The organism is Blautia sp. AF32-4BH (assembly GCF_003460565.1).
GTDB classification, from domain to species: domain Bacteria; phylum Bacillota; class Clostridia; order Lachnospirales; family Lachnospiraceae; genus Fusicatenibacter; species Fusicatenibacter saccharivorans.
The window spans coordinates 39,653-64,343 of the sequence record NZ_QTVL01000013.1; the positions used below are offsets into that span (position 1 = coordinate 39,653).

Annotated in this window: 21 protein-coding genes; 1 reads left to right on the forward strand and 20 read right to left on the reverse strand. The window is 47.9% G+C overall.

Annotation, left to right across the window (positions count from 1 at the left end; translation table 11 throughout):
- Window positions 1-267 precede the first annotated feature (267 nt).
- From DWZ44_RS14140 to DWZ44_RS14185, 9 genes are all read right to left on the reverse strand, one after another.
- Window positions 268-756: a hypothetical protein gene (locus DWZ44_RS14140; RefSeq protein ID WP_117510553.1), complete on the reverse strand. Its 489-nt coding sequence runs from the start codon at window positions 754-756 to the stop codon at window positions 268-270.
- A gap of 277 nt (window positions 757-1,033) precedes the next feature.
- Complete coding sequence (locus tag DWZ44_RS14145; protein ID WP_055225836.1) at window positions 1,034-1,558, reverse strand: GNAT family N-acetyltransferase; 525 nt, start codon at window positions 1,556-1,558, stop codon at window positions 1,034-1,036.
- Between the two features lie 25 nt (window positions 1,559-1,583).
- Window positions 1,584-2,024, reverse strand: coding sequence for a GNAT family N-acetyltransferase (locus DWZ44_RS14150; RefSeq protein WP_117510551.1), 441 nt, complete (start codon window positions 2,022-2,024; stop codon window positions 1,584-1,586).
- 27 nt (window positions 2,025-2,051) lie between these two features.
- A complete protein-coding gene (locus tag DWZ44_RS14155) occupies window positions 2,052-2,546 on the reverse strand; it encodes an AAA family ATPase (RefSeq protein WP_117510549.1) in 495 nt (164 codons plus the stop codon).
- Window positions 2,543-3,103 (reverse strand): histidine phosphatase family protein, encoded by a 561-nt coding sequence (locus DWZ44_RS14160; RefSeq protein ID WP_117805117.1) that lies wholly within the window; start codon window positions 3,101-3,103, stop codon window positions 2,543-2,545. Before DWZ44_RS14160 ends, DWZ44_RS14155 begins: the two co-directional genes overlap by 4 nt.
- A gap of 348 nt (window positions 3,104-3,451) precedes the next feature.
- Complete coding sequence (locus tag DWZ44_RS14170; protein ID WP_117761365.1) at window positions 3,452-4,057, reverse strand: thymidine kinase; 606 nt, start codon at window positions 4,055-4,057, stop codon at window positions 3,452-3,454.
- 92 nt (window positions 4,058-4,149) lie between these two features.
- Window positions 4,150-4,380 carry a hypothetical protein gene (locus tag DWZ44_RS14175; RefSeq protein ID WP_117510543.1) on the reverse strand — a complete coding sequence of 77 codons (231 nt, stop codon included), beginning with the start codon at window positions 4,378-4,380 and terminating at the stop codon, window positions 4,150-4,152.
- Between the two features lie 82 nt (window positions 4,381-4,462).
- Window positions 4,463-6,088 carry an AAA family ATPase gene (locus DWZ44_RS14180; RefSeq protein ID WP_117761366.1) on the reverse strand — a complete coding sequence of 542 codons (1,626 nt, stop codon included), beginning with the start codon at window positions 6,086-6,088 and terminating at the stop codon, window positions 4,463-4,465.
- A 122-nt stretch (window positions 6,089-6,210) separates the two neighbouring features.
- Window positions 6,211-7,161: a 3'-5' exonuclease gene (locus tag DWZ44_RS14185; protein WP_117761367.1), complete on the reverse strand. Its 951-nt coding sequence runs from the start codon at window positions 7,159-7,161 to the stop codon at window positions 6,211-6,213.
- Between the two features lie 283 nt (window positions 7,162-7,444).
- Between DWZ44_RS14185 and DWZ44_RS14190 the strand changes: the two genes are divergently transcribed.
- Window positions 7,445-9,502 carry an ATP-binding protein gene (locus DWZ44_RS14190; RefSeq protein ID WP_117805118.1) on the forward strand — a complete coding sequence of 686 codons (2,058 nt, stop codon included), beginning with the start codon at window positions 7,445-7,447 and terminating at the stop codon, window positions 9,500-9,502.
- A gap of 149 nt (window positions 9,503-9,651) precedes the next feature.
- Here the strand turns inward: DWZ44_RS14190 and DWZ44_RS14195 are convergent, their stop codons facing one another.
- From DWZ44_RS14195 to DWZ44_RS14245, 11 genes are all read right to left on the reverse strand, one after another.
- Entirely contained in the window at window positions 9,652-10,827 is a 1,176-nt protein-coding gene (locus DWZ44_RS14195) for a glycoside hydrolase family 130 protein (protein WP_022461807.1), read from the reverse strand.
- Window positions 10,817-11,995: an AGE family epimerase/isomerase gene (locus DWZ44_RS14200; RefSeq protein ID WP_055221154.1), complete on the reverse strand. Its 1,179-nt coding sequence runs from the start codon at window positions 11,993-11,995 to the stop codon at window positions 10,817-10,819. The genes DWZ44_RS14195 and DWZ44_RS14200 overlap by 11 nt, the downstream gene beginning before the upstream one ends.
- Window positions 11,996-12,013: 18 nt before the next feature.
- The gene (locus DWZ44_RS14205) at window positions 12,014-13,036 is read right to left on the reverse strand and encodes a glycoside hydrolase family 130 protein (protein ID WP_117510535.1); all 1,023 of its coding nucleotides are present in this window, start codon (window positions 13,034-13,036) and stop codon (window positions 12,014-12,016) included.
- Between the two features lie 305 nt (window positions 13,037-13,341).
- The gene (locus tag DWZ44_RS14210; protein ID WP_117805119.1) at window positions 13,342-14,343 is read right to left on the reverse strand and encodes a substrate-binding domain-containing protein; all 1,002 of its coding nucleotides are present in this window, start codon (window positions 14,341-14,343) and stop codon (window positions 13,342-13,344) included.
- Window positions 14,344-14,355: 12 nt separating this feature from the next.
- Window positions 14,356-16,545 (reverse strand): alpha-galactosidase, encoded by a 2,190-nt coding sequence (locus DWZ44_RS14215; RefSeq protein ID WP_117805120.1) that lies wholly within the window; start codon window positions 16,543-16,545, stop codon window positions 14,356-14,358.
- A 107-nt stretch (window positions 16,546-16,652) separates the two neighbouring features.
- Entirely contained in the window at window positions 16,653-18,371 is a 1,719-nt protein-coding gene (locus DWZ44_RS14220; protein WP_055225852.1) for a phospho-sugar mutase, read from the reverse strand.
- A 167-nt stretch (window positions 18,372-18,538) separates the two neighbouring features.
- On the reverse strand, window positions 18,539-18,889 hold the full coding sequence (locus DWZ44_RS14225; RefSeq protein ID WP_117805121.1) for a winged helix-turn-helix domain-containing protein: 351 nt from the start codon (window positions 18,887-18,889) through the stop codon (window positions 18,539-18,541).
- A complete protein-coding gene (locus tag DWZ44_RS14230) occupies window positions 18,886-20,145 on the reverse strand; it encodes an AfsR/SARP family transcriptional regulator (RefSeq protein ID WP_117805122.1) in 1,260 nt (419 codons plus the stop codon). Before DWZ44_RS14230 ends, DWZ44_RS14225 begins: the two co-directional genes overlap by 4 nt.
- 255 nt (window positions 20,146-20,400) lie before the next feature.
- Window positions 20,401-21,039, reverse strand: a complete 639-nt coding sequence (locus DWZ44_RS14235; RefSeq protein ID WP_158565921.1) for a metal-dependent hydrolase — start codon at window positions 21,037-21,039, stop codon at window positions 20,401-20,403.
- A 260-nt stretch (window positions 21,040-21,299) separates the two neighbouring features.
- Window positions 21,300-22,916, reverse strand: coding sequence for an amidohydrolase (locus tag DWZ44_RS14240; protein WP_117805124.1), 1,617 nt, complete (start codon window positions 22,914-22,916; stop codon window positions 21,300-21,302).
- A 117-nt stretch (window positions 22,917-23,033) separates the two neighbouring features.
- Window positions 23,034-24,512 carry an alanine/glycine:cation symporter family protein gene (locus DWZ44_RS14245; protein WP_117510525.1) on the reverse strand — a complete coding sequence of 493 codons (1,479 nt, stop codon included), beginning with the start codon at window positions 24,510-24,512 and terminating at the stop codon, window positions 23,034-23,036.
- Window positions 24,513-24,691: the final 179 nt, after the last annotated feature.

Below are 24,691 nucleotides of genomic sequence, written 5' to 3' on the forward strand. Positions count from 1 at the left end.
CATCCCACCGCTTTAGAAGCGGGGGACTTCTTGTCTACTGATGTTAAAATTCTGCTTCCATTATACCGTCTCCGCCCTTCGTTCTCAATGCCAAAAATTTTTCGAATCAAATTTGGTACGCCTGCGGCATAAAAATATCTCTGTTTTACTGATTTGCTCCAGTAAAACAGAGATATTTAACTTCCTATATATTCCGAAAGTCCCTTACGCAAAAATACTACTCATGAGTAGTATATAATATTCTTCTCTTTTTTTCAATGCTGTCTCTTAACAGATTTTCCCAACCAGCACTACAATCCCAGCTGTCACAAGTGCAATGATCAGATACAGAATCGTCGCCAGGCCTCGTTTTGTCAGCACGGTTTTCCATGGTTTTATGTACGGAATCCCTTCCATTCCTTTGATCTCCCATATTTTACTGTGTCCAACCCACACCCGGTCAAGCATAATTCCGTCGAACCAGTTCATCACCACAAGGAAGAGGTAGGATTGGAGATATGCCGTCTTGAAATCGGTGACTTTATTCCAGACAAAAATGATCGCGATCAGCACCACGAACAAAATGATGCAAAATGGAATCATAACCTGCTTTCCTTTTTTCATGACCGCATCTTTGTCGATCAGTCCACGTTTATCGGCTTCTTCTATATATTCCTTTGGATAAAAATAAACACAGTTCATTCCATCATTTCTTACCAGACACTTTACCATCAGAATAAACAGAAGACAGTATAATATGTTTTGCAACAACAGCATCTCACATTCCTCCTCAGACTACCGTTTATGTTTCTTATAGCTTCATGTTAGTTCAGGCTAATCACATTGTCAAGAGGACTTGCTGTTTTTACATTAACACTGCCGCAATGGATAAATTATAATCGTTTATAAAGCAAAAAAAGAAACGAGCAAGTCCTGTCAGGCATAAACCTTACCCAGTGAAAACCCATTTCTTTTTTAGACAATGTCAAAGATACCATACTTCTTTCTCCCATCGAACTTTCTTTACACTCGTCCCTCATTTATTTTACAATTTCTATTTCAGATTGCAAAACTCATCCGCCGTCAGCTCATAGTCGACAGAAGATTCCATTTCCCCCAGCTGATTTTTCCAGGAATTGTAATGGACTGCGGTTTTGCGGAAGCCGAGTTTCTCGTAGACATGCTGTGCTCTTGTGTTTTTGAGGTTGGTATCAAGAAAAATAACGTTGGCTCCCATGCGGAACAATTCTTCTATGAGCATGCTCAGTACAACTCTTCCAATGCCTTTTTCCTGGTAATCGGATTCGCAGATTTTGATTCCGATTTCATATCGATGATTTTCGAATACATAGAAACTCATTTCGCCGATTCGCACATCGTTGTATTCTATGATGAGTCTTCGTCTTGTTTCATCGCTGTCGTCGGCAATCTGTTTTTCAATTTCCGCTGCGCTTGTCCCAAGCCCGTTTGGAAATCCGGCGTGGGCCATGACGGTTCCATCGTTCCACCAGACGGCTAATTGTTCACAATCTTTCTTTTCGGCATTTCTAATGCACAGCTGATTGTATTTTATGTTCATTTCTTCTCTCTTTCTCTGCAATCACTTACAGCTTAGACTCATACCATTCCTCCGCCGTTTTCTCAAATCCGACCGACTGGAACATGCGCTGGCTTTGTCCATTAAAAGAATAAATATTGGCTTTTACCCGCTCCATTCCCTTTTCTCTTGCAAGCTTCAGCATCTCCAGAACGCACCGTCTTCCAATATGCTGATTCTGGTATTCTTTACAGACAACGACAGCGATTTCACTATTCTCTCTCAGCGAAACATCTCCCACCAGCACGCCCTTATATTCTATATAATAGCAGTCACCGTGCGCGGTAAGATAATCATACATCCGATGCAACAGCTCCACATCATACGGCTTCTCCCGGTTGTCCACCTGCCTACACACGTCCAGATCCTGATACCACGGAAGAGAGGCCTCGTCATTCCTGTAATATGGGATCAGCCGGAGTTCATTGTCTATGATTCGTTCGGTCATTTTGGTTTGGCTCCTTGTTTTTTGATCTTAAAGTGCTGCAATTTCCTCTGTAATTTCACAGACACTCTTATTACTCGTATCAATTTTTACCGTATCAAGTACCTGATACATCTGAATTCGTGCAATGCTTTTGTCCATAATCTCTTCCGTACGAATCTTATTTGCGATGTCGGATAATAACCGCTTCCGCAAATTTGCTTCATCCACGATCAGCGAAATTTTAATCACTCTGCATTCTTCCGTGTCCAGCTTACTGACGATTTCATCAACAATACTCTGCTCATGCATCACCCAGCAGAAAATAACGTTTTCATAAGCGCTGCAATGCAGAAAGTTATTCAGCAGATAACAGATGTTGTCCATCACCATCTCTTTCGTCTCATCCGTCACCTGAAACGGATCGGCGTCCCAGCACCAGTCGCCGTCAAGAAAAACGCTGTTCGCCAGATCTTTTTTCAGCTGCTGACTTACCGTCGTCTTGCCAACGCCCATCGTTCCGCCGATCAAATATAATGTTTTCATTTTTCTCTCCCCATAACACGAATGTCCGAAAAAATATCGTTTTCAAAAAGGATTTCAAATCCATCTGCCGGCTGAAATCTGCCATTCAGGATTTCTTTTCCATGGAAGGATATTTTTCTTACTTTGTTTTCCGCATCTTTCACTTCAATTTCACAGTAAGAAAGCAAATATGCACAGATCGCCGTCGCATGAGAAACCACGAGTGCTGTTTCTCCTTCTTCCATCTGTCCGACGATAGAATCGATCGCGGTTTTCATCCGCACCTTCACTTGATTTAACGATTCCCCGCCCGGATTGCGAAAATCGTGATCTTCATACTGTTTCAGCCAGAAATCCTCCCTGGCATCCCCGATCGTTCTTTCATGCAGCTCCTTCACAATGACCGGGTGATCTGCGATGAATTCAGCCGTTTCCATTGCTCTCCGATAAGGTGAAGAAAAGCATCTGTCCACATTTGAAAATATATTTCTTTTTGATACAGCAAGCGCTTTTCCCTCTTCCGATAGAGGAATCTGCTCATTCGGTATATCCCCTTTTTCCGGGATGGAATGCCTCATTAAAAATATTTTTTTCACTTCACTCTCCCCTGCTGTTATTCCTAAAGTTTTTTAATCAAAAACATCTCCATCGGCTTTTTTCCATATCCTTTTTCTGATGTTCCCCAGCGATAAAAAGCATGGTGCAAAACGGAGTATTATCCCAGAAAAGATTATATTGCAGCAATCAAATGTTTCCAGCGGACCTGCTCTTGTGGATATTCTTGATAAACTGATACGAATGGATGTTGTTGCAAAAGAAGCTCCTATTAACGATGAAAATGATGTGTCGCACGGACGGAAGCTTCCCACAGTTCCACCAGCGTTTCCATCCGCGGCATTCTCTCCTGTACTTCATATATTGTTATCTTACTCATCTTCCTTCCACAGCTTTCCTTCTTTATAATGTTTCCTGCAAAGCGCCACATAACTCTCGTTCGATCCAAGGAAAATCTGCGCGCCTTCCCGAACGATTTTTCCGTCTGCGTATCTCGTATTGCACTGCGCCCGTCTTCCGCACCAGCAGACCGTTGGGACTTCCTCGATGATGTCAGCGATTTCCATCAATCTTCTCGAACCCGGAAACAGATGTGTCTGGAAGTCCGCACGCAGACCGTAGCAGAGAACCGGAATCCCATAAAAATCCACGATGTCCGAAAGCGTATCAACTTCCTCCGGAGAAAGAAACTGCGCCTCGTCGATAAGAACCGCATCCACTTTCTTTCCGTGATACCGGTATTCCCCGCTGTCTGCACTCCAGGTCTCTGAAATTTCTTTTAAAAATTCATCCACATATTCCGCCGGTGCCTCCAGCCCGATGCGGGACTTGATTTCATGTTCTCCGTCGCGGTTGTCCGTCCGCGGCTTCAACAGGACAGCATACTGCCCGCGCTCCTCATAATTATAGCGAACCATCAAAATATTAGCAGATTTCGAACTGCCCATCGCGCCGTAGCGGAAATATAATTTTGCCATTGTTTTTCGTCCTTTTGTCTTTTCTTATTCTTTCAGTTCTTTCCGTAAAAACGACTCCTCATCAAGCCAAGTCTCTTAAAAATCATCGCCTTCTATTCCTTCCTCATTTTTCTTTGAATCACCCACCGAACCGCCAGCGTCACCGCAATCAGAACCGCCGCAATTACGCCATCCCGCAGAATCCCTGTATACCACGGTGCAGACCACGTCTCATACAAACCGGGGTGTGCTGTGTAGTCATAATACGTATAAACGCTCTTTCCAAGAAACACGCCAACGACACACCACAGAAAAATTCCGGAAATTTTATGGATTGTTTTCATTGCTCTGCCCCCATTTCTTCTCTATAACAGAAAACTACCGACAAACCTGCTTTTATCGATAGTTCTCTTACCTCTCAAGCACTCAATTTAAGCTTTCCACTCTACACCTGTGCTTTTTCTCCGTCTTTTCATACCCAATTCCCACAGCCAGTATTTTTCCTGTATACTTTTTCTGTTCTGCAAGCCGCGGCACAAATTTTAATGCATACTTCCTGTCTTTGATCTGCTGAATTGCTTCTTCCGGAGTGTGGTCTACTTTTAGTTCAAGAATAATTCCATCTGCGGTCAGATCATATGGATAGAAAATAAAATCCACATACCCAACTCCCGCCTTATCCTCACGCTCTACCCGGTAACTGTCACGCGCAGCCAGGTATACCAGATTGACAATGGCTGACAATTCTGTCTCATGGTTGTACGACAGCAGCGGAACTTCCGTATCGTGCACCAGTTCCAGAATTTTTTCCATCGTATGCGTATCTCCCGCCAGAGTCGCTTTCAGCATTTTCTCGGACTCTTTCGCCAGACGATATACATATCCCAGAGATTCATTCTTCATCAGCAGCTCATCAAACTTCTCCATCAATTCCCTGTTCGGAATAGACACTTTTCCATTCAAATAGCTTAAAAATCCATACACCACCATCGCAGAGTAAATTTCATCTCTCGTAGACAGGTTCATGGAAGTGGCCGCATATTCCTGTATTTTTGCCGAAACTGACTCTCCTGCTGCCATCAGTGCAAGGTCATCCCTGACGTCGGATACATTATTTCGAATGTAATAATAAATTTCATCATATGGACCTGAGCTGGTCCAGTAATTTGCCAGATTGTTAAACTGTAGTGCAAAAACAACGGAGCGTGGATTGTATACCCGCTCTCCCGATTTTGTATAATAACCGTTATACCAGTCTCGCAGACCTTTTCGCGTCACATTTTTTATTTTTCTCTGTTTTTCGCATTCTCTACAGTACCTTTCATACAAATCATCCACTTCGTCATCTGTAAATCCAAAGTATGTTCCGAACATTGGTGAATTTACCATCGTGAACTCCGCAAACATATTCAGTTCCGATCCGCTGGAATATTTCGCAATCGGCAAAATTCCCGTCATATACGATAAAATCACATAGGGACGGTCCTTCAGCAGATTACTTAAAAATGCCACATACTTTGCTTTATCCGCTTCTGTTATAAATCCCCTGTGAAAAATAAAATCCCATTCGTCCAGAACAAAAATAAATTTTTCGCCATGATACTGTTGAAAGATCTCTTCCAGAATATCTCCAATCGCATCTGTTTCACTGGTTTTTGCATCCGGATACGCTTCCCGCAGATCACTGATCAGAAGTTCTTCCACACGCTCGATATACTGTCGGTAAGATTCACAGTTTCTCGGCATTTTACTGAAATCAATCCGAATGACGTTATACTTGTTTTTGTATTTCTGGCAGTCATCCGCTTCTGAAATTTTAAGCCGGTCAAAAAGTTCACCTGAATCAATACCCTTCTGAAAAAACGAGCTGATCATATTGGCCGCAATTGTTTTTCCAAATCTGCGCGGCCTTGTGACGCAAAGATGGCGATTCCCTGCAGCCACATAGGGAAACAGTTCCTGCAGCAGCATTGTTTTATCCACAAAATACGGGCTGCGGCTCTCACTCTGATACAGGGTATACGGTGTCTGACTGTTTAAATAAGCTCCCATTCTGCGCCTCCTCTTTTCATACGTTCCATTATTTTTTATTATAACCGATCCCGCTCTGTTTTCCAATTAAAAAGGCAGAAGAAATGAAACCTTTTATCCCGTTTCCATTTCCTCTGCCTTTCTTACATTTCTTTCCTCTTCTGATTCCTCTTCTTCCGCAGGTTCTCTTTCTTCTGCCGGATTTCCCCCGCCTCCTGTTCGCTGCTGATGCGGATGGTTTTCACGACGAAGAGTTTTCCTTCATCCGAATGTTTCATGCGGGCTTTGCCTTTCAAATATCCGTGCTCCGGGCACCAGGCTACGCAGTAGTAGTTTTTCCCGCCGGCCGAAAACCAGCGTAAGCGTTTTCTTGCCGTTTTCCCGCAGATGCAGCAGTGCGTGCTGCAGACCTCGCGGTCGTGCATGGCTTCTTCTTTTGTGTCGAATTCGCGGGAGATGAATTTCGTGTAGCCATTATAGACGGCGTGGATCTCCTCTTTTTTCGATTTCGGGTTCTGATATACGTCGATCGAGTCGTACGCCAGCACAACATCCATATCGATGCGCGCAAAAATGTCGGCCGTATATTTTGCATCCGAAAGCGCCTGATGAAAATGCTCGTCCTTCGGGAGATGGAGGAAGTCGGCGGCGTACTCGAGCGCCCGGCGGCTCTTCATCGTTTCGTACTGGATCGCGAACAGTTTCTGTACATCGTAAAAATGAATCGGCCCGCGGATCAGCGACAGGAGGTTATAAAATTTCATGTTCCGCTGGAGCTCCGTCAGGTCTCCCGGTCCCCAGGTGCCGAACATGCACGCACCGCCGGAGAATGCAAAAAATTCCTGCACGGCCTGCGCAAATGGGATTCCGTTCTGCAGATCCTCTTCTGTCAGTCCGACGACCTCGCGCGTCCGGTGATGGAGATGCTGGTAGACCACCGGTTTTACAATCCGGTGAAACGTTCCCAGCACATTCCGCTCACCATCCATCTTCACCGCGCCGATCTCAATAATCTCAAATGGCAGCTTCGGGTTCTCTTTTCCTTTTCCATAGGGACACTGGTTCCATTCCAGGTCAAAAATCACATAGTCCATTGTATTGTCAATCCTTCATTCTGTGTCGTCTGTCCCTATTATAAATGATTTTGATATAATGAGCAACTATCTGGCAATTCCATTCTCCGCCCATTCTGGCAATTTTCTTCTTATGCATTACATTTCCCATTCATTTCATCCCGTTCTCTTTCAAACTTAACGCTTCTTTTATTGAAATCCCAGGGTAAATCCGATATAATATTTTTAACTCCGGCCTTCGTTTTTACTCAAAAAAATCACCTGAAAAAGCCGGAAATATTACGAATTTAGATGAGCATCCGATATGAAAACAAAATTAACGCAAAAACAGATTCGATTTCAGGCGCTTCTGCTGTTTTTTATTACATTTTTTCTTGTCGAGCTCTGCGCCGTTTTTCTGTATCAGAATCAGTTAAAGGAAGCAAAGCTGAAAGCTGACTATACCGCACAGACGACCATCGGCCGCGTGAAATCGCAGTTAAACCATTATCTTGCCGAATCCAATCTGATGAAACACATGATTGAAGCCGGTTATACCGTCAATGACGAAGAGTTTTCCGTCCTCTCCTCGCTGATGCAGGACGACCAGAATGTCATCAAAGCACATGAGCTTGCAAAGGACGGCATTGTCACACTGATTTATCCGATGAGCGGAAACGAAGCCGCACTCGGACTTAACATGCTCGAGCATCCTGCCCGGAAACAGGAGGCACGCCTTGCCAAAGAGAGCGGCGAATACACGATTGCAGGACCGTTTGAGCTGCAGCAGGGCGACATCGGAGCACTGCTCTTTGACCCGATTTATACCACCGATGCCAACGGTGACCAGACCTTCTGGGGCTTTTCGATTCTCGTTCTCGACTGGGAATCGTTTCTGAACGAAATTGAACTGGATACACTGGAAGAAGCCGGCTACACCTACGAACTCTGGAAAATTTCTCCGGCCACCGGCGAACACGTTTCCATCGCACACTCCGGCAATTCCCGGCGTTCCGATGCCATCGAAGTTCTCTGCACCGTGCCGAACGACACCTGGCATTTTGAAATTGTACCGAAAAACGGCTGGCTCAGTCCGCTGCAGGTTTTTGTTTCCTTTGCACTCGGACTCATCCTTTCCCTGCTTGCCTCTATTGGTTTTCTGCAGTTCCAGATGCGCCGCTATAAAGACGAGATTCACGCAGCAGAACTGGAAAAAGCCGTACAGGAAGCACAGTCTGCCAACGAAGCAAAAACACGTTTTCTGTTCAACATGAGCCACGACATCCGAACTCCGATGAATGCCATCATCGGTTTCTCGGATCTGCTGGAAAAGCACATCGACGAGAAGGACCGCGCGGTCGACTACATTGCAAAAATCAAGTCCTCCAGCAGTTTTCTGCTCTCCCTGATCAACTACGTGCTTGAGATGGCGCGCATTGAGAGCGGTAAGGCCTCGCTGAAAATCGAGCTCGGCAGCTACAGCGAGCTGATCAATTCCCTGAATGCAGTGTTTGAGCCTTCGTTAAAAAGCAAAAAGCTTTCCTATCTCTGTTACAACACGGTGGAACACGATGCCATCCTCTGCGACCGGACAAAAATACGGGAGATTCTGCTGAATATCATCAGCAACTCCATCAAGTATACGCCGGAGGGCGGAAAAATTTTCGTAAAAATCGAAGAGACACCGGCACCAAGGAAGGGCTTTGCCTCCTACCGCATCACCGTGAAGGACAACGGTATCGGCATGAGCAAAGAGTATCTGCCGCATATTTTTGAAGAATTTACAAGAGAACATTCCTCCACCGAAAGCCACATCACCGGAACCGGCCTCGGCCTTCCGATCGTCAAATCCCTCGTGAATCTGATGGGCGGAACGATCGATGTGGAAAGCGAACTCGGTGCCGGAACAATAACTACGGTCTGCCTCACGTTTGGACTTCCGACCGAAGAACAGCTTGCGGCTCACCAGCATAAAGACGAGATTCTCGAGCAGTCCCTGCAGACGCTTTCCGAAAAACGTGTGCTGCTTGCCGAGGATAATGACCTGAATGCAGAAATTGTACTCACCGTTCTGGAAGAAAACGGCATTCACGCCGAGCACGTAAAAGACGGCGCCCTCTGCTTAAAAGCAGTCCAGAACGCACCAGAAGATTATTACAATGTTATTCTGATGGATATTCAGATGCCGAACATGAACGGCTATCAGGCCGCAGAAGCGATCCGTGCACTCCCGGGAAAACGCGGGGAAATCCCGATTGTCGCCATGACGGCAAACGCGTTTGAAGAGGACCGCCGAAAAGCACTGGAATCCGGCATGAACGCCCATATCGCGAAACCCGTTGACGTTTCGGTTCTTCTCGAAACACTTTCCAGGTTTTCATGACCTTTACAGATCCCGATGCACCGCGCCTCTTCTATGGAATTTTAACTTCCATCGACGATCAGAAACCCAAAAACAAATAATATGCATGAAAAAAGGAGCGTTCCCGTAAAGAGAACAGCTCCTTTTTTCATGCGCCGCAGCGGACGCTTTTATTTCTCGTTTTTCAGCAGCTCCAGGTTTTTGGAGATCAGCTCGCATCTCTGTTTTACGCAGTCCGGGGATCTGTGCGGATCCTGCGGTGTGTTGAACAGATAGTCCTCGAGTTTGTCGATTGTGGTGGTTGCTACATGCATTCTTGTATCGCAGGATGCATAGTAGATGTAAACCTCTCCGTTCTCACGCGCAATCGCGCCGTTTGTAAATACAACGTTGGAAACGTCTCCGACTCTCTCTTTTCCAAGCGGAACCAGGAATACACCGGACGGCTCTGCAATGACTTTGGACGGATCGTTCAGATCAGTACCGAAGACATACAGAACGTAGCGAAGGCCTGCTGCTGTATTTCTTACACCGTGTGCAATGTTGATCCAGCATTTCTTACCGCGGATCGGCACTGCTCCGGCACCGTTTTTGGACTCGGTCAGGGTATGATAAATACGTTTGCTGATGATCTTCTCCTCGTCGATGACAGCATGTGTGATATCATCGCAGAGTCCGAAGCCGATTCCTCCGCCGCTTCCGGTCTCAATGAAACCATCCATCGGACGGGTGTAGAAGGCATATTTTCCGTCTACGAACTCCGGATGCAGAACAACGTTTCTCTGCTGCGGAGAACGTAAGGTTTTCAGGTTGTCCAGACGCTCCCAGGTCTTCAGGTCTTTCGTTCTTACGATACCAGCCTCAGCAACAGCCGCGGACAGATCCGGATCGTTTTTGTCCTTGCTCTCAGAGCAGAACACTCCGTAAATCCAGCCGTCCTCGTGCTGGGTCAGACGCATGTCATAAACGTTGGTTTCCTCTGCGCAGGTATCCGGCAGCACAACCGGGTAATCCCAGAAATGGAATCCGTCGATACCAGTATCACTCTCTGCAACAGCAAAGAAAGATTTTCTGTCATTGCCCTCCACGCGGACAACGAGATAATACTTTCCATTCAGATAAATCGCGCCGGAGTTCATCACAGCGTTGATGCCGAGACGCTCCATAAAGTACGGATTCGTCTCCTCATCCAGATCATATCTCCAGTGAACAGGAGCGAACTCTCTTGTCAGCACCGGATACTCATAGCGGTCATAAATACCGTTGTAAAAATCTGCTTTTGTGTTCTTTCTTGCCACAAGGCGGTCTACCTTGGCTTTTTCCACATAATACTGTTTATTCAGCATCTTTTAACCTCCCAATTACTTCCATACACATACGTCCATTGTGATACGGGCATTTCCACGGTTCTACAATCGGCTCATGAATCGGGCTTCCGTCTGCATTCACGCACCAGAACCACTCAGACCCCTCTCGTTTGTCGATCACATATTCCTTGATGTAGCCCCAGATGTCTTTTGCCGCATCGAGATACTTTGTTTCCTCCGGTTTTTTCTGCCATGCATTTAAAAATCCAACGACTGCTTCTGCCTGTACCCACCAGACTCTTGTGGTATCATCCACACCGCGCTCGCACTCATTCATCAGCGAATGATTTTTGTATGCCGTGTTGTAGATATTTTCCGCAATCTCTCCGGTGATCGGCAGCAGTTTTTCCCGGTAAGCCGGATCGCCGAGCACTTCTGTACCCCGGTCGATCAGCCAGGAAGTCTCGATATCATGGCCATAAGAATACAGATCAATCAGCGTATTCCATGTCCGGTCGAAGAATACTTCCTGACGGCCTTTTTCTTTGTTATATACTTTATCCGCGAAGAGATCCATCATAAAGCGGAGACGGTCACCGGTAAACGGATCCTTTGTCACGCGGTACAGCTCGGTATATGCTTCGAAAACATGCAGCAGCGTATTCATGGTCTTCTCTGCCATGACGCCATTCTCCGAGAGCTTTTCATTGCTCTCCGGCTTGAAATCGCGGGTAAATGCCTCGAGATAACCGTACTCGTCGGTGCAGTGTGTCTCGATGATCTGCTGCAGCGATTTTGCCAGCTCCAGCGCCTCGGTGTCGCCCGTCGCATCAAAATACGTAGACAGCGCATAAATTGCAAATGCCTGATTGTACGTATGCTTTGTCGTATCGAGCGGTTTTCCGTCGTAGGTGACAGACCAGAACACGCCACCGTACTCGCGGTCCACACACGCCTGTTTCATAAAGCGGTACGCATGCTCCGCATCGGCGCGCAGCTTCTCGTCCTTTAAGGTCAGGTACGCATTCGAGAAAAACCAGAGAATTCTGCTGTTTAAGATGCAGCCCTTCTCATACGTTTTCTGCACGTTCAGATCAAAGTCCTGATAGCCGTAAAATCCGCCGTATTCCTCATCTCTTAAGCCCTCCCAGAACGGAACGATCCGTCCAGTAAGCTCCTGCTTTACTTCCTTTGCCAAAGACTGCATCTTTTCTTTCCTTCTTTCTTATCTTCTTCCAATTTCGGTGTCAGACTCGCGTACGACACTGTTTTTCTTGATATAATCTACAATCAGATCTACGGTTGTGAATGCCAGTCCTACATACGTATCGGCTGCGCCGTAGTAGATCGCGATCTTTCCGGTCTCTGCATCGTGAATGGTTGCGCACGGGAAGGTTACGTTCGGAACGAAGCCTCTCTCCTCATACCACTCTTCCGGTGTCAGAAGGAAGTTCTGGCAGCGGTATTTTACGATGGACGGATTCTCTTTGTCGAGGATTGCGCCGCCGATGCTGTATACATAGCCATTGCAGGTGCCGCTTACACCGTGGTAGAACAGCAGCCATCCTTCGTTGGTCTCAATCGGAGCTGCGCCGCCGCCGATCTTTAAGGACTCCCACCACTCCGGGCTCTTGCTCATGACGTGGCGGTGTTTGCCCCAGTACAGCATATCCGGGCTCTCGGACAGGAAGATGTCACCGAACGGTGTGTGGCCGCTGTCGCTTGGACGGGACAACATCACGAAGTTGCCGTTGATTTTTCTCGGGAAGAGAACGGCATTTCTGTTGAATGGAAGGAATGGATTCTCCACACGTACGAAGGTTTCAAAATCTTTTGTTTTTGCCATTCCGATGGCTGCACCGTAGAAGTCCTGGCACCAGATGATGTAGTAGGTATCTTCTACTTTTACAAGACGCGGGTCATATGCGTAAACCGGCATGAACGGTTTGCCTTCTTCGTCAACGAACTGGATTTTGTTCTCATCGAAATTCCAGTGGATCGCATCTTTGCTTCTTCCAAGGTAGATGTACGGGATTCCGTTTGTCTGCTCACCACGGAATACTCCGATGAACTCGTCGCCGTACGGCATAACGGCGCTGTTGAAGATTCTTGCTACTTCCTTCACCGGATTTCTTCCGATAATCGGATTCTCGCTGTATCTCCATACCGGTGCACCGGAAAACTCAGCCGGGCCTTCCTGCCATGGCATATTTTTGACAGCATCTCCAATAATTTTAACTTCGCTCATTTTTTGAAACCTCCATGAAAAATATTGTTTGTTTATGAGTTGTACTTTGTTTTTTTAAGTTTCTGTTAGTGGACAGAATCTTGTTTTTTAATTCTTTTTTCTCCGAACCGCCGTGTTTTATCACCCTCACGCCCAGTCCTTTAGCTTAATTTTAACATAGATGATTAATTTTTCAACTGGAAATCACTTAAAAAATAAGTTCCGTTAGATACTGTCAATTTTTAAGTGACTTTGTTGTGTAATATGTACAAAAACGGGGCATTTCAAAATGCCCCGTTTCTTAATTTATAATTCAGTTATAAAAATCAAAGCTTTACGCTCTCTTTCGGCACCAGCTGTCCGGAGACAATTTCCATATTTTTGCCGGATGCCGCGCCGCGGATCTGCTTCAGCGCTTTTTCGAGCGCTACTTTTACCATCGCCTTCGTATTGATCTCATACGAAGTGATCTTGAGATCCGGGAAACCCGGATACAGGTAATTGTCGAAGCCGACAATGGAAACATCCTCCGGCACGGAGATGCCGCGTTTTTCCAGCTCGAGCATCAGAAGGCCGGCGGTCAGGTCGCAGTTGCAGACGAACGCTTCCGGCATCTGTTCCGGGAGATGAATTTCGATCTGGCCCTGCTCATCACGGTCCTCCAGAATCCATTCCGCCGGTGTCACATCGCGGTGTTCCAGAACAGCCTTGGAAAAACCGCAGTACCGATCCATGATACTGCTGGAAAAATGAATCGAACCGACAAAAGCCAGCTTGGTCAGGCCATGCTCATACAGGTATTCCGTCATCAGATACATTCCGTGAAAGTTATCTGCGATCACGGCATCTTTTGCCAGCTCATTGTCGTAGAAATCCAGAAATACGATCGGAAGATCCACGTTTTTCTTCAGATAGTGGATGTAATCGCGGCTCGTGTCTCCCATAAGGATCAGTGCATCGACGGTCTGCTCCTTGGCGATGCACGGCACGATCATCTCATCTTCCATCTCCTGTTTCAGGATCTCCACGGTCACCATACAGCTCTTTTCCGTCGCCGCCAGTGCCATCTCCTGATACATTTTCCAGTAAAATGTCGTATACTCTGCCAGATACCGTTCCGGAATCACCACTCCGATGCAGCGCAGGCTTTTTCCCTGTGTATTTCTCGCTCCGCTTCCCGGCTGGCGGTACCCCATTTCCTTTGCAATTTCCAGAATCCGGGCGCGCATCTCATCGCTGACCCCTTTCTGTCCTGTAATCGCGTTATGCACGGTGACGGCGCTGACGCCCGCCACCTTTGCAATATCTGCCAATCTTACTTTTGCCATATATGTTACTCCTTAGTCCACTGCGATAAAGTGATACAGTCTGCTGACGAAATCGCCCCAGAAATCTTTCATGCGGAATCCGGCATTCATCAGCATCTCGCCGCTGTAAACCTCATCGGTTCCTTCCAGACGGTATTTTTTCGCCGGATCGAAGCCGCGCAGGCGTACCTTGCGGGACGGCATATTTACCTGTGCCAGCACCTGTACGTAAGTTACAAGCACTTCGTTTTTATCCTCAGAAGCTACTGCCCAGCAATCGGATCTGTGGTTTTCACGGTAGGAAAGAATACGATAATACTCTCCCTCGCGGATCAGTTCATGATATTTGTGATACATCGCGGTCTGCTCCGGAATCAGCTTTCTCTCTTCTTCCGGCAGTTTTGTGATATCAAGCTCATAGCCGAACGTTCCGGCCAGTGCCACATGGCCTCTCGTTGTAAACGGAGTTACACGGCCAACCGTGTGGTTCGGGCATACGCTGACGTGTGCACCCATTGAGCAGAGCGGGTAAATGAGGGCTGTTCCCTCCTGGATTTCCAGACGCTCAATCGCATCGGTGTCGTCGGAGCACCAGATCTGCGGGCTGTAGTAAAGCATTCCAGGATCGAAACGTGCACCGCCGCCGGAGCAGTTCTCCAGAAGCAGATCCGGGAACTCCTGTACCAGACGCTCCTGCATCGCATACATACCGAGCACGTAGCGGTGGAACAGCTCCTGCTGGGAATCTTTGTCCAGGTAGGTGCTTCCCAGGTCGCTTAACTGACGGTTCATATCCCATTTCACGTATTTGATGTTTGCACTGCGCAGGATTTTTGCCACACATTCATACGCATAATCCTGCACTTCCGGGCGGGAGAGATCCAGCACGTACTGGCAGCGGATCTCAGTCGCTTCTCTTCCCGGAATCTGAATCGCCCATTCCGGGTGCTCTCTGTAGAGATCAGAGTCCGGGGAGATCATCTCCGGCTCGAACCAGATACCGAATTCAAGACCGATTTCATTCACTTTGTCAACCAGATTTTTCAGGCCGCCTTTGATCTTCTCTTCGTTGACAACCCAGTCACCGAGGGAAGAATCGTCTTTATTTCGTTTTCCGAACCAGCCGTCATCCATAACAAGCATCTCGATGCCGTCTTTTTTTGCCTCTCTTGCGATATCGAGGAGTTTATCGGTATCAAAATCAAAGTAAGTTGCTTCCCAGTTGTTAATCAGAATCGGGCGTTTTTTGTGGTTGTACGGGCTGCGGATCATATGTCTGCGATAAAATGCATGGTAGGAACGCGTCATTTTGCCAAGTCCCTCGGCAGAGTAGACCATAACAACCTCCGGCGCCTGGAATTCATCGCCGGCTTTTAAATTCCAGCAGAACTCCTCCTGGTTGATACCCATCACCATACGCACGGTGTCGAACTGGCATCGTTCCACCTGACCGATGAAGTTTCCGGAATATACGAAATGCATTGCGTAAACCTCGCCGCGCTCCTGATCCGTTCCCGGTGTTACCATTGCCACGAACGGATGCTCCTGATGGCTGGACTCGCCTCTTCCGGAGGAAACGAGCTGTTTTCCGTAACGGAGCGCACCCTGCTGGATGTGGCGTTCTCTTCCCCAGGATCCATGAAGAGAAAGCATCTCAAAGTCTTCGTTGTCCATATCGAGGCAGGCACTGTAGATTTTCTCTACCTTCAGCGCTTCACTGCCTTCATTTTTCACGCGGACACTTCGGGTGATAACGTTTTCTTTTGTAAAAACAGAGTAGGAAAGGATAACAACAAGATCAAGAACAGGATCTTTGCAGGTGATTTCCAGAGTTTCTACTTCGTCCTCGGTTCCAAAAGAAGCCGGAAGACCGGTCAGCGGGCGTTTTCCTTTGAAAATTTCATAGGAATCAAAGAAAATCTCACATCCCATACGGCCCTGTGCATTTCTTATATTCAGACAGCTCTCACGGTAATCGCCGACTCCTCCGGTCGGGTATTCCATTGGAAAACGGTCGAGGAACGAAGATTTCTCTCTCTTATTGACGGACGGGGTGAACGGCGGCTCATCCATGCGGAGCGGATACAGATCCGGCTCTCCGTGCAGAAGGGGTCCGTAGTAAACATGTCCGACGTAGCCTTCCGGGCTCAGGCCGATCACATACGTCGTATTCTCTGTATTTAACTGAAAAAGCTTTTTCTCATCATAATATAAAATCGCCATTTTCTTCTCCTTATTTCAGGTAAGCTTGATCCGCCGGGCCGATTTTTGTACAAAAAGACCTCACCCGCCGGGCTGAGGCCTTTTTTTGTTTCTATATCACACAGCGTTTAAGCAGTTACCATTGCATTTTTTAATTTTTCCAGTTTCTCGGCTGCATCTTCAAGGGATGTGCCTTTTACGCCGAAATAGAATTTGATCTTCGGCTCAGTACCGGATGGGCGCACACAGCACCATGCGTTGTTTTCCAGCTCATAGTAAAGAACGTTGGAGGACGGAAGTCCGGTCGCGCTCTTCTCTCCGCTTACGAGATCCTGGCGTACATCTGCTTTGTAATCGCGTACGGCAAGAACCTGGAAACCGCCCAGCTCTTTTGGCGGGTTCTCACGGAAGTTGGTCATCATGGTCTGGATCTCTTTTGCACCGTCGATACCTTTTAAGGTCATCGTTGCAAGACCCTCTTTGTAGTAGCCGTACTCCTCGTACATATCCACCATGGCATCCCACAGTGTTTTGCCCTGCTGTTTGTAGTATGCAGCAACCTCGCAGAGCATCATAACTGCCACGCAGGCATCTTTATCTCTTGCATATGTTCCGGCCAGGCAGCCATAGCTCTCTTCCAGACCAAATACATAATTGTGTGCACCGCTCTGCTCAAAAAATTTGATCTGCTCGCCGATGTATTTGAATCCGGTCAGAACCTCGATCAGTGCCACGTTATAAGCTTTTGCGATTGCTTTTGCCATATCGGTCGTAACAATCGTCTCAACGAGTGCCGGGTTCTCCGGCATGGTTCCGTTCTTGGTGCGCTCACGCAGAATATACTCTGCGATCAGCATACCGGACATGTTTCCGGTGAAGCTTACGTACTCGCCGGTCTTGCTGTCTTTTGCATAAACGCCGAGACGATCTGCATCAGGGTCGGTTGCAAGGATGATGTCAGCGTCTACTTCTTTTGCCAGTTTCAGCGCCAGTGTCCATGCTTTCTCGTCTTCCGGGTTCGGGTAAGCCACCGTCGGGAAGTTTCCGTCCGGCACTTTCTGCTCTTTTACAACGTAAACCTGATTAAAGCCAAGCTCGCGCAGAACGCGGCGTACCGGCACATTTCCGGTTCCGTGAAGCGGTGTGTAGACGATCTTCATATCTTTTGCCGCATCTTTGATGATTTCCGGATGAATGCTCTGCTCTTTTAATTTTGCAACGTAACGGTCATCAAAATCGGTTCCGATGACCTGGAACAGGCCTTCTGCTCTTGCATCATCTTCTTCCATCGTTTTAACGGCAGAAAACTCGGTTACTTTTGCTACCTCTGCGAGAATGTTTTTGTCGTGCGGCGGTGTAATCTGTGCGCCGTCCTCCCAGTATACTTTGTATCCGTTGTACTCTCTCGGGTTGTGGCTTGCGGTAATGACGATACCGGAAATGCAGCCGAATTCACGGACAGCAAAAGAAAGCTCCGGTGTCGGGCGCAGGGACTCGAACAGATACGTTTTGATTCCGTTTGCATTCAGGCAGAGTGCTGCTTCGCGTGCGAATTCCGGAGACATTCTTCTGGAATCGTGTGCGATGGCTACGCCTTTTTCCTGTCCGTTCTGGGAAATGATGTAGTTGGCAAGGCCCTGGGTTGCCTGGCGTACGGTGTAGATGTTCATGCGGTTGGTACCCGCTCCGATGACACCGCGGAGTCCGCCGGTACCGAACTCAAGCTGACGGTAGAAACGGTCTTCGATTTCTGCCTCATTTCCTTCGAGTGCTTTCAGCTCTTCTCTGGATGCCTCATCAAAATATGGATCATTGCACCATTTTTCATATACTTCTCTGTAACTCATGTTTGTTATCCTCCCTGTCTGTTGTACTTTATTTAACTTAAGACAGCAGACTTTTTCTGGATTTAAGCTCGTTTCATCACAGCTTAAAGTTACCATTTGTTTAGTCTGCTGTCAACTTAAAAATTAATTTATTTTTTCTAATTCTCTTGGTTCCTGATAAAGCTCTTTTAGATCACTGAGAACCTGTACTTTTCCTTTGCGGTCTGCGGTGCTCCAGGCTTTTCGTCAGTTCCATGACAGCCTTCATATAGCAGGCATGATCCTCTCTTAACCGGCCATACCTTCCGCAGCGTTCCGCGCAGACGGTACATCATATTTTTCAGTGCTCCGTACGGATTTTCACTCTCCTCATCCGTCCAGAGTGCTTCGGTTAACTGTTCCAGTGTTACGATGTGGTTTTTGTTGCAGATCATATAAACCAGCAGCTTTGTGATCATCGGGGAATGAATCGCTTCCTCGTTGAGGCAGCGTGTTTCATCGTACATGCGGAATCTTCCAAGCAGCTGTACGCGAATCATAAAACATCGTCTCCTTCTAAGAACTCAAGCTCTTTTTCGATCTGAATTGCCGGCAGTGCACTGTATTTCAGATTCTTTGCCCAGCCTTTTTTCTCCTCGGAGAAGCGCTCGCTGATTCTCTTGTAGACGAGTTCGCATCCTCTCTGGCTGCCGCCCTGCAGCAGAATCACATACTGGGACGGGCTGTATTTTGCAAAAAAATCGGAATGACGCAGGCTGCGTTTCATTACCTCAAGCAGCTTTTCGGACATACGGTCAAGGCGCGGACCGCCTTTTGCCGGGTAACCTTTTCCGTCTGTAATGGTGCACAGCATCAGCCACGGCATCTGTCCGTTCAGCTCGGACATACGGTAAACAAGTCGGTAGCAGTCACGGAATCCGGCGAGGGAACAGAAGAATGCTCCGCCCTTTTCTCCCGGGCTCTCCTGAAGATCTGCCTGTACCTCTTCGATCACGCGGTGTCTGCTGCCCATGCGGCTTCCCAGATAGCGGTACTGCTCCACCAGTTTCTCGCTCGGTGTAACGCCAAGCTCTTCAAAGTAATGTTTCGAGGTCTGCTCGTACAGTTTCATGGCCTCTTTGTATCTCTCCAGGCCGATCAGCGCCTGCATCTGGACTGCCTGCCACTCGTCGAACGGATACAGTTCGGAAGCAACAGAAGTCAGTTTCTGCAGCTCATCGAACTCCTCGTTTTTCAGAAGATACTCACTTACTTCTTTCAGTGCATCGGAATATACTTTTTTCAGCTGCGCGCGCTCCGCCTGTACCCACTCTTCCTCGCCGAAATCTGCAAGGAACTCTCCGGTGTACAGCTCCAGTGCTTCGATCATCTGATCCATGCGCGCTTTCTCGTCCGTCTCTTTTCCTGCTTCCAGGATCTTATTTTTGATATCAATCGCATCTACCTCGACCGGCATCGGGCTGGTCCAGTGGTAAACGCCTTTCTGTGTATAAATGTACTCAAACTGCGGAAGTCCTGCCTCGACAAGGCTTCTTTTCAGGCGATGTACGCCGACACGCAGGCTGTTTGCCGCGTCCGCCACATCTTCTCTTCCGTATGTGCTCTCCAACAGTCTTCCTCTGGAAATTCCATTGTCCTTGTTATAGAGGAAAATCTGCAGAAGTCTCATCGATTTTGTTGCCATTGTTTTCCGGAAGGAAATCGGCTGGTCGCCGTACTCCAGGAAAAAACTTCCCATCATGTGTACTTTTAAAAGCGGTAACTGTTCTGTTTGGTTTTTCATTTCTTCGTTCATACTAACTCCTGTATTGCCTGTTGTGCTCTAATCTCTGTGGTCGGTTGCGCTGCGCTCCGCAATCGGCTGCGGTAACGGGCCGGCGGTTCCCTGTTCGTTCATTTCAAAAACAATTACGGACGCCGGATTTCTGTTTTCTATTTTACATCATTTTAATCAAAAATCCTACTATAAAATGTATAAAATATTAACTTTAACACCGAAAAATTCCTGCTTTTTCTTCTTTTGTCTTGTTATCTTTTTGTCAATCCCATCTCATCCGTAAATTGCCCGCATGATTTTAGCCATCAGCCGCCCTGCAGGCGCCGAGAGCACCAGTACTACAGCAAGAGATACCATGCCGCACCCGAGCAGTGCGCGGTTCACAAGTCCCCGTGCTGAGCAGAATCCGAGGCAGAATCCCTTCTTCCAGGGCCAGAACAGCTTTTCCGGTTTCCGGTTGAAAAAATCGAGCACCAGATGGGACAGAAAGCCCACGGTAAAATAAGCGGACGCATCCGGGTAGATGATGTCCACGCACGCCGTCAGCAATGCCAGCGCCGCAAATGAATGCATGAAGGAGCGGTGCGGCTGCTGTTTCCCATAGGCGCAGATCAGCAAAAATGCTGCCGTTCCGGTGAGGAGACGCAGCACGCTGCTGTCGCTTGTGAGGCGGCGGTAAATTCCAAGATTCAGTTTATACTCCGCAAGAATTGTGAGCACCGCAACTGCAACTGTTGCCGTAATAATCTTATCGGCATCGCGGTGCGCCTGTGAAGTGCCGACATCAATGTCACTGATCAAACCGCCGATCGCGGCAGCCCCGGCACCGGCCACAAGCGCGGGAACCGTCTGCGGCTGTAAAACAGCAAGTGCCGCTGCTGTTCCAATAAAAAAATGTGTTCTTCCAAGCATTTGTCTGTTTTTTCCTTTCGTAAAATTTCCTTTATCATAGCACATTCCCGCCCTTTTATGCAACCATTTGTTCGATTCTTTTACGACCGTATGGTCCTATCAGGATCAAAAAAGAACCTCCTGCGACCGTTTATCGCCGCAGGAGGTTCTCCTCTGTTTCTGCCTTTATTCCATACTATTTCCAGGTTATCTTATTTCACGTTTTTCCCTTCATTGTATGAATTTTCATTTGACATTTATCGCTCATTTGAGTTATATCTTTATGCTTCATATACCAGTTCACCAGCAAGATACGTCCGGCACACCGGAATGTCTTTGATCGTGCTCTCATCCACCTCAAACGGATTCTGACCCAGTACGACGAAGTCTGCCATCATGCCTTCTGCGATCTGGCCTTTCACGTTCTCCTCGAAACTTGCCTCGGCACTGCGGATCGTGTAACTGTCGAGTGCTTCCTGTACGGTGAATTTCTGATCCGGCAGGTACGGGCCGACATGGTCGCGCAGCGTTGTTCTTGTGACAGCGCACTGCATGCAGGCGAGGGCATCCGGCAGCTCTACCGGGCAGTCAGTTCCGTTGCTGACGGAGACGCCGTTATTCATCAGCGTCTTCCAGCTGTAGCTTGTGCTCGCAAGCTCTTTGCCGACGCGCTCCTCTACGATATGGTTATCGTAATCGAGGAAGATGCTCTGTGCGTAAACGTGAAGATGCATTTTCGCGATTTTTTCAAGCTGATCGGCTCTTGTGATCTGGCAGTGCACGATGCCGTGGCGGTGATCTTCTCTCGGGTTTTCAGCAAGGGCTTTTTCATAGGCACTTAACACGCGGTCGAGGCACGCATCACCGATCGTGTGAACTGCAGCCTGCATGCCGTGTGCATTGGCGTAGCCGATCATCTCATCCATGGTTTCCTGGGTGAATACCGGGATTCCGCAGGTGGACGGGTCGTCTGCGTATGGGCGACTGAGGAATGCTGTTCTCGCACCGAGTGCGCCGTCGCCGAGCATTTTCAGCGGGCCGATTTTAAAGCGGTCTGTGCCGATGCCGGTCACATTTCCAGCCTCAACGAAACCTTTTAAGGATTCCAGATCGGTAAAGTTGCTCTGCTCGTAAACGCGGACGGTCAGCTCGCCGGAATCCTCGAGTTCTTTGTATGCTTCGTTGACGGTCTGCCACGGAACGGCGCGGTAAACGCAGTAATCATCACTCTGGCTGCTGGTGACGCCGTAGCTGTTCAGGGCTTTGCAGGCGCTGCGGATCATATCTTTGATTTCCTCTTTGCTCGGCACCGGAATGCTGTCGTAAACCGGTTCCATTGCATTGTCGAAGAATCTTCCGTCCGGCTCACCGTTTTCCATACCGATCTCTCCGCCCTCCGGCTGCGGGGTATCTGCGGTGACGCCGAGGAGTTCCAGCGCTTTGCTGTTGACTACGAGGCAGTGGCCGCACGCTCTCGTCGCGCAGATCGGAACTTCAGTTGATACGCGGTCAAGATCGTAGCGGTTCGGCATGCGGTCCACGTCCGTGAAGTAATCCTGATTCCAGCCGCGGCCCATCAGCCATGCGCCGTCTTTTCGCGGATGCTCTTTCTGGAAGGTGTCGAGGCAGGCGAGCATATCTTCCAGGCTTTCGGTATGTGCGGCAAGCTGCGCTTTCAGCAGGGAGCTTCCGTAATTTAAAAGGTGCATATGGCTGTCGTTAAAACCGCTGCAGACGAATTTTCCGCCGAGGTCTACAACTTTGTCGCCGGCTGCTGCAAGGGCATCTGCCTCTGCGCTGCTTCCGGCGAAAACAAATTTGCCGTCTTCTACTGCAAACGCTTCGACAAGCGGCAGTTTTCCGGTGTAGACAGCTCCGTTTTTGTAAATTGTTTTCATATCATTATCCTCCTACTGTCATCTAAATTTGATTCTATTCTTTTCTGCCCATTTGCGCAATATACAAATTCAGACACGCTATTCTCATGCGTGTCTGGATTCGCTTTTGAATATTTTTTATTTCGTTTTCTCTTCGTAGAACAGGCAGGCGTTCTTGTCTACCGTGCCCTGGCCGAAGTTTCTTGCTTTGTAGTCTTTCAGCAGTTTGAAATACTGGTTCGAGAGAATCAGGATCACTGCTACGTTGACGAAGGTCGGGATCGCAGATGTGATATCAACGACAGTCCAGATAAAGCCCTGGTTGTTTGTCTTTACCAGATAGATCGTCCACAGTACGCCCGGCAGAGCGCGGACTGCGTAGAAGATTTTCATGACGATATCTTTCATCTTGCCTTCTTTTTTATACAGATGCTCCAGAATTGCCAGATAGTAGGTGAACCATCCGCCGGAAGTCGTTACAGTGAAAATGACCATGATGACTGCCAGAAGGATGCTTCCAAATTTGCCGAATCCGCTTGCAAATGCACTTAAAGCAAGTGTTCCGCCGTTCGTTCCGTCGGTCCAGTTTCCGCTTAAGATAACGGAAAGTGCGGTGATCGTACAGATAACCATGGTATCAAAGAATACCTCGAAAGATCCCCACAGACCCTGCTCTACCGGATGCGGTGTTTTTGCGGAAGCATGGATCATTGGAGAAGTACCCCATCCAGCCTCATTGGAGTATACGGAACGCGCCATACCCACACGGATAATCTCGCTGACTGCGCAGCCGGCAAAACCGCCGATCGCTGCTGTTCCGGTAAATGCGTTTGTTACGATGGCTGCAAATACGCCAGGAACGCGGTTGATGTTGATGATGATCATGCCAATTCCCATCAAGATATAAAGAACGCTCATAAATGGAACGAGCTTGCTGAACAGACTTGCGATTTTCTTCGTACCGCCGCTTGTAACGACATAGGTCAGAATGCAGAGCAGAACGCCCATCACGATAACGCCTTCTACTTTGAAGCTTCCAAGATTGATATTCTCAATACCGAACGCACCGGCTACGACCTGAGATGCGGTCAGGTTGGAAGAGGTTACGAAGAAGGTGGAGAAAATACCGATGCCGAAGATGAGCGCCGGGATCAGCCACAGCTTGCCCCAGTGGCGCTCCTCGCCAAGTCCGCACTCCATGTAGTAAGTCGGACCGCCGTAGTACTCACCTTTTTCGTTGGTGTGACGGTAGTAGCAGCCGAGGGTAACCTCAACCTGTTTTAATATCATACCAAGCAGAGACGAAAGCCACATCCACATAATGGCTCCCGGGCCGCCTGCTGCAACTGCAGTTGCAACACCGGCGATATTACCGAATCCTACGGTACCGCCGATAGCGGTCGAAATCGCCTCAAACGAGGAAAGCATACCCTTTCCTTCACTTGCTTTGTCTTCTTTCTGGAACAGTTTTCCGCCGGTTCTCTTCATAATCCAGCCAAAGTGACGGAACTGGAAAAATCCAGAACGAACGGTAAAGTACAGACCGGTCAGAATCATCAGCGCGATCAGCGGCACGCCCCAAAGGACACCGTCCAGCCAGTTAAGAAATGCTATCATGTCAAAATCCTCCCTTTTTTCTTTTCCGGCAACAGTTTTCTTCAGACGTATCCTGTAACACCCGTTTCGTCTTTCGTTCTCCAACCAAACAGATTTCCACCCCTGGAACCTTTTGTCACGGTTCCAACTGCAGTACAATAAAAAGAGCAGCGGTCTTCACCACTGCTCCATTAAATCTA

Excerpts from the sequence above, each read along its gene's own strand:
- DWZ44_RS14140 (WP_117510553.1), bottom strand. The coding sequence starts at position 756 with ATGCTGTTGTTGCAAAACATATTATACTGTCTTCTGTTTATTCTGATG.
- DWZ44_RS14145 (WP_055225836.1), bottom strand. The coding sequence starts at position 1,558 with ATGAACATAAAATACAATCAGCTGTGCATTAGAAATGCCGAAAAGAAA.
- DWZ44_RS14150 (WP_117510551.1), bottom strand. The coding sequence starts at position 2,024 with ATGACCGAACGAATCATAGACAATGAACTCCGGCTGATCCCATATTAC.
- DWZ44_RS14155 (WP_117510549.1), bottom strand. The coding sequence starts at position 2,546 with ATGAAAACATTATATTTGATCGGCGGAACGATGGGCGTTGGCAAGACG.
- DWZ44_RS14160 (WP_117805117.1), bottom strand. The coding sequence starts at position 3,103 with ATGAGGCATTCCATCCCGGAAAAAGGGGATATACCGAATGAGCAGATT.
- DWZ44_RS14170 (WP_117761365.1), bottom strand. The coding sequence starts at position 4,057 with ATGGCAAAATTATATTTCCGCTACGGCGCGATGGGCAGTTCGAAATCT.
- DWZ44_RS14175 (WP_117510543.1), bottom strand. The coding sequence starts at position 4,380 with ATGAAAACAATCCATAAAATTTCCGGAATTTTTCTGTGGTGTGTCGTT.
- DWZ44_RS14180 (WP_117761366.1), bottom strand. The coding sequence starts at position 6,088 with ATGGGAGCTTATTTAAACAGTCAGACACCGTATACCCTGTATCAGAGT.
- DWZ44_RS14185 (WP_117761367.1), bottom strand. The coding sequence starts at position 7,161 with ATGGACTATGTGATTTTTGACCTGGAATGGAACCAGTGTCCCTATGGA.
- DWZ44_RS14190 (WP_117805118.1), top strand. The coding sequence starts at position 7,445 with ATGAAAACAAAATTAACGCAAAAACAGATTCGATTTCAGGCGCTTCTG.
- DWZ44_RS14195 (WP_022461807.1), bottom strand. The coding sequence starts at position 10,827 with ATGCTGAATAAACAGTATTATGTGGAAAAAGCCAAGGTAGACCGCCTT.
- DWZ44_RS14200 (WP_055221154.1), bottom strand. The coding sequence starts at position 11,995 with ATGCAGTCTTTGGCAAAGGAAGTAAAGCAGGAGCTTACTGGACGGATC.
- DWZ44_RS14205 (WP_117510535.1), bottom strand. The coding sequence starts at position 13,036 with ATGAGCGAAGTTAAAATTATTGGAGATGCTGTCAAAAATATGCCATGG.
- DWZ44_RS14210 (WP_117805119.1), bottom strand. The coding sequence starts at position 14,343 with ATGGCAAAAGTAAGATTGGCAGATATTGCAAAGGTGGCGGGCGTCAGC.
- DWZ44_RS14215 (WP_117805120.1), bottom strand. The coding sequence starts at position 16,545 with ATGGCGATTTTATATTATGATGAGAAAAAGCTTTTTCAGTTAAATACA.
- DWZ44_RS14220 (WP_055225852.1), bottom strand. The coding sequence starts at position 18,371 with ATGAGTTACAGAGAAGTATATGAAAAATGGTGCAATGATCCATATTTT.
- DWZ44_RS14225 (WP_117805121.1), bottom strand. The coding sequence starts at position 18,889 with ATGATTCGCGTACAGCTGCTTGGAAGATTCCGCATGTACGATGAAACA.
- DWZ44_RS14230 (WP_117805122.1), bottom strand. The coding sequence starts at position 20,145 with ATGAACGAAGAAATGAAAAACCAAACAGAACAGTTACCGCTTTTAAAA.
- DWZ44_RS14235 (WP_158565921.1), bottom strand. The coding sequence starts at position 21,039 with ATGCTTGGAAGAACACATTTTTTTATTGGAACAGCAGCGGCACTTGCT.
- DWZ44_RS14240 (WP_117805124.1), bottom strand. The coding sequence starts at position 22,916 with ATGAAAACAATTTACAAAAACGGAGCTGTCTACACCGGAAAACTGCCG.
- DWZ44_RS14245 (WP_117510525.1), bottom strand. The coding sequence starts at position 24,512 with ATGATAGCATTTCTTAACTGGCTGGACGGTGTCCTTTGGGGCGTGCCG.